The 3,075-nt window shown below is 33.9% G+C and carries 2 protein-coding genes; both read right to left on the bottom strand.

Annotated features, from left to right (window positions below):
- A partial coding sequence (locus ACJJVO_RS00065; RefSeq protein WP_405568906.1) for a sulfatase-like hydrolase/transferase occupies positions 1 to 1,123 on the bottom strand: 1,123 nt, incomplete at its 3' end.
- Positions 1,124 to 1,420: 297 nt separating this feature from the next.
- On the bottom strand, positions 1,421 to 3,075 hold a 1,655-nt coding region (locus ACJJVO_RS00060; protein WP_405568904.1), incomplete at its 5' end, for a T9SS type A sorting domain-containing protein.

Below are 3,075 nucleotides of genomic sequence, written 5' to 3'. Positions count from 1 at the left end.
TAACCTCCATAATTGTAGGATAAAAATCTAAATGAGAAACTATGTTATCATATACTTGATTTTCTACAATACCAGGTCCAGTTATAACAAATGGCGTACGCAAACCGCCTTCTTTGGTGTGGGTTTTACCTAAATCTAAAGGAAAGTTATCTGTTATAATTTCTGACCCATGATTTTCTGCACCTCCATTATCTGAAGCAAATATGATATACGTTGTATCAAATAATTTCATCCCTGGATTTCTTGGATCATCTGTCTCTTTTAAATAATCTACTACTCTCCCTAAACTCCAATCTAAACTCGCAATCATCGCTCCATAATAGGGATTTGTTTGGCCTGGAGTCGTAATATTTGCATCGGTTGTAGGCACCGGAATTCCTAATTTATCACAATAATATTCTAGTAATGCTAAATCTCTTGTTTGTATTGGCGAGTGAACTAACCAGTGAGCCATGTATAGAAAAAAGGGTTCCTCTTTGTTATCATCCATAAAATCCAATGCTAGTTCTGTTACAGCGTCATAAGGTCTTCCATCTGCATCTAATCGATAAGGATCATCTACAGCATCTGTAGCAAAATCAACTGATCGGTCTCCCATGGATCTCGTAATTCCTCTATCAGTGTCTTGGTAATCAAACCCTTGATCTACAGCTTCTGGATAAATATTGTGATTAGCTGCCATATGCCATTTGCCAATATGACCAGATACATATCCTAAAGGATTTAATGCTTCAGCTATGGTAACTTCATCGAGTTGTAATCTACCAGGATAATACGACTCGATAGTTTTATTTGAAAGTTTAACTTTAGGTATTTGCCCTCCTGCGACATGAGTCATTTTGGTTTTAAGAGGCATTCTACCACTCATTGTACCTCCTCTTGACGGTGCACAACTTGGTGCTGAAGCATAGGCTTGTGAAAAATTAGCTCCATTCTCAGCCAATGCTAACATATTAGGTGTTTCCCAAGGAACAACATCACCAACATCATTTAACTGAGTGTCCTGCCAGCCTAAATCATCTGCATAAATAAAAACAATATTTGGTTTAATTATCTCTTGACCATTTATTTGTGTTAAAAAAAGAATGCTGAATAATAAAAGTAGCGTCGTGTTTCTCATCATGAAATTAGTTTAGCCAAAAATAGAGTTTAAAGAGATTTAGATTCTACTATATTCAATCAAAACGTTTCTCATATCTATCATTTCATATAAATAAAAGAAGCACTATAGGTTTTAACGCTATTGTGCTTCTTTCAATTTGCAATAATTTTAACTATTAACTGCAATACATATTAATACGCTATCAAATTGAATAACCTAGAAACTAGTTGTTTCATTTGGTTATAAATTTATATTGAGTAGAAAATAGGAATCTAAGAACTGTAATCTCTAACGATTACTTAATAGTAAAAGTACCCCTTACTCTTTTAATAATTTTAAAGTCGATTTACTACCGTCTTCATGTATGACTTGCAAAAAGTATAAGCCTGTTTTGAGCTCTGAGATATCTATGTCTTGATGCTGATTATTAAATTCGAATGTTTTTGCGCCATGCAAACTATACAACACACCAGATGCTACAGGTTTTGAAAGACTAAAAGTACCTTTAACAGGATTAGGAAATAACTTAAGTGCTTGACTATTATCTATCACCTCATTAACACTTAATGTACTTAAATCTAAATGGTATGTAACAGCGTAAACTCTAAATCTTGGTGCAGTATCTAAAGTAGAATTTGTAAGGTTAGTTACTAAAAAATCCATTGTTTGAGCCGCTTCAGTAATTGTTGTTGGCATATCAAATTCATAATATAAATCAGCTGTACTGTTCGTACTTGTGTATTCAAAACTCTGGGTCTCACCACCAATGGTAACATCAAAGTTTGCCGTATCACCTGCAAGTGACCGCACTCTAAATACTATCTTTTCACATAATACAGATTCAGTAGCTTTTACATTGATATTAAAACCATCGCCTCCGCCTTCTGTTCTCATTTGTACAAATGCACCACCAGTAGTAGTATTTCCTATCAATTCTGCATATACATCTGTACTTTCTGGTTCAAATTGTTGTTCTTCTTCCGTTGTATTAAGCGTTATTTCACTAAGTGGTTGTGTAGCTCCTAAAACATTAAAGAAGAGATCTACAAATCTTACTCTTGGTGTTAACCCACTTGAATTAGAAAGTGAGGTTGTTATGACCTGTATTTCTTTAGATGTCTGTGTAAATGTCACTGGAGTATCAAATTCAAATAATTCTGGAGTATTATTATTTGTACTTGTATATGTAAAACTTTGTGTTTCTCCATCAATAATAATATCAACATTTACAGTATCTGCTGATTGAGATATAATTCCTAATGTAATTTTATCACAAGTTATAGTTTCAACATCTGCAGGAGCTTTTACATAAAATTTTGCTCCATCTCCGCCTTCTTCAGTCCTTGCTTGTAAATAAGCTGTACCACCTATCGTTGTATTCCCAATTAACTCAGCATATTCATCTACTACTTTAAAAGCTTGTTCTCCAACAGCGTTAGCAAGTATTATCTTATGAGGGTTAAATATTGATATGGCATCCGATATGACTACAAAATTATTTTCATCTATTAACGTAAACACAACTCCTGTCGCTACTTCTGGCACATCAGCTGTAATCACGTTACCATCTATGGTTGCAGGAAGTTCAAACCATTCTTCTTCTGGTGTGTCTACTTCTTCTATCCTATAAAGCAAATAAGCGGTTTCAATAATTGCATCTCCAGGATTAGTAGTTAGCGTTGCTGTGGCTACACCTGTATTCTCATCATAAACTGTTGAAGTTATAGAAGGAACAATATCTTGATTAACTAATGGGTCACCATTATAATCTGGATTAAAATGTGGTATTCTTGTATCGTTTTCAGCTAAAAGCGTCTCTAGTTTTAAGATCATTTCATTTTTAAGCGATACAGGCATGGTATCTATAACATCCACCATCTCTTCTATATCACTGTCAGATCCATCATCATTATATAATTGGTAAGCTTTATAATAATCTCCGTTATCATAGATTTTATACAATTTATAATTTC

The sequence above is a fragment of the Winogradskyella sp. Asnod2-B02-A genome (assembly GCF_045063645.1).
Classification (GTDB): Bacteria; Bacteroidota; Bacteroidia; order Flavobacteriales; family Flavobacteriaceae; genus Winogradskyella.
Note: the sequence above shows the minus strand (reverse complement) of the source record. Positions and strands in the feature narration are given on the sequence as shown.